General features: G+C 69.2%; 2 protein-coding genes and 1 pseudogene. 1 reads left to right on the top strand and 2 read right to left on the bottom strand.

From position 1 onward, the window contains the following. Positions 1–32: 32 nt before the first annotated feature. Positions 33–770 carry a phosphoglyceromutase gene (locus tag BN11_RS17675; protein WP_048699620.1) on the bottom strand — a complete coding sequence of 246 codons (738 nt, stop codon included), beginning with the start codon at positions 768–770 and terminating at the stop codon, positions 33–35. 10 nt (positions 771–780) lie between these two features. After that, the gene (locus BN11_RS17680; protein WP_048701882.1) at positions 781–1,347 is read right to left on the bottom strand and encodes a YbjN domain-containing protein; all 567 of its coding nucleotides are present in this window, start codon (positions 1,345–1,347) and stop codon (positions 781–783) included. On the opposite strand from BN11_RS17680, the pseudogene BN11_RS26205 reads away from it, so the two are divergent. Further along, positions 1,270–1,499 (top strand): annotated as a pseudogene (locus BN11_RS26205) (hypothetical protein); the annotation flags it as partial. The gene BN11_RS17680 and the pseudogene BN11_RS26205 overlap by 78 nt on opposite strands.

Genomic DNA, 1,499 nt, shown 5'->3' on the forward strand with positions numbered 1-1,499 from the left:
TCGGGGGTGCACGGGGGCGGAGCCCCCGTGGGTTACTTCTTGCCCTGGTTGGCGACGGCCGCGGCGGCCGCGGCGGCGGCTTCGGGGTCGAGGTAGCGGCTCGGGCCGGTGGGCATCATGTCGTCGCCGATCTCGTAGACGAGCGGCATGCCGGTGGGGATGTTCAGGCCGGCGATCTCCTCGTCGGAGATGCCGTCGAGGTGCTTGACGAGCGCGCGCAGGGAGTTGCCGTGCGCGACGACGAGGACGGTCTGACCGGACTTCAGGTCGTCGGTGATCTCGTCCTCCCAGTAGGGCATCATCCGCGGGATGACGTCCTTGAGGCACTCGGTCAGGGGCACCTCGACGCCGACATAGCGCGGGTCACCGGTCTGGTCGAACTCGCTGCCCTGCTCGATCGGGGGTGGCGGGGTGTCGAAGCTGCGCCGCCACAGCATGAACTGCTCGTCGCCGTACTTCTCGCGTGTGGCCGCCTTGTCCAGTCCTTGCAGCGCGCCGTAGTGACGCTCGTTGAGCCGCCAGCTGCGGTGCACCGGGATCCAGTGCCGGTCGCACGCGTCGAGGGCGAGGTTGGCCGTCGTGATGGCCCGGCGCAGCACCGAGGTGTGCACGACGTCGGGCAGGAGGCCGGCCTCCTTCATCAACTCGCCGCCGCGCGCGGCCTCGGCGCGGCCCTTGTCGGTCAGGTCGACGTCGACCCAGCCGGTGAAGAGGTTCTTCTGGTTCCACTCGGATTCGCCGTGGCGCAGCAGGATGAGCGTGTACGTCATACCCGCCACCCTATCGAGGCTCCCCCGCTGTCGTTGTGGCCTCGGTCTCCTCGCCGGGGTCGTCGCGCACGGCATACCGTGGATCGTTCTCGCTGCCCTCCAGCAGCGGCCGGAAGGCCTCGAGATTGCGCAGCGACTCCCCCCGCGCCACCCTCCAGGCCCACTCCCTCTTCATCGAGGTGAGGAAGCCGAGGACGAGCAGTTCGTTGAAGGGTGCGTCGGCGGCCTCGAGAACGACCCCGAGGAGCTGGTCGAGGTACCCCAGGTCGACCACGGCGACGGGCACGCGTCCGACGACATAGACATCGCCCGTGGCGTCGATGGCGTAGGCGAGACCGGGCAGCCGCAGATTGCGGCGCAGCAGATGCCGGTAGACCTCGCCGTGGTTTTCGTCGGGGTTGCGGACGACGAAGGCGCGCGTCACCAGCGCTTCGCCCGAGATCAACAGCGAGACAATCGTTTTGAGCTTCTTCTCCCCGGGCAGGGTGACGACCCATTCATGGTCGGACACCCCCGGCTCCCATTCCACGTCGAGTTCGTCGAGGGCCGAAGGGATGAGCTCACGGGTCGGCGTCATGCCCTTCACCCTCCCACGATTCGTATGCTGACCGGCGTGAGTCGTTCCGTCGTCGGCGCCGTCACGCGGGGCACGACGAACCCCAACCGGCTGCGCCGGTGCGACCGGTGGCTCGCCGGGCCGCAGGCGTGGCGGCTGCGGCGGGCGGCGCG

This window comes from Nostocoides australiense Ben110, assembly GCF_001050535.1.
GTDB lineage: Bacteria > Actinomycetota > Actinomycetes > Actinomycetales > Dermatophilaceae > Nostocoides_A > Nostocoides_A australiense.

What these genes read in the sequence shown, in the direction of transcription:
- BN11_RS17675 (WP_048699620.1), bottom strand. Translation starts at nt 770, where the DNA reads ATGACGTACACGCTCATCCTGCTGCGCCACGGCGAATCCGAGTGGAAC.
- BN11_RS17680 (WP_048701882.1), bottom strand. Translation starts at nt 1,347, where the DNA reads ATGACGCCGACCCGTGAGCTCATCCCTTCGGCCCTCGACGAACTCGAC.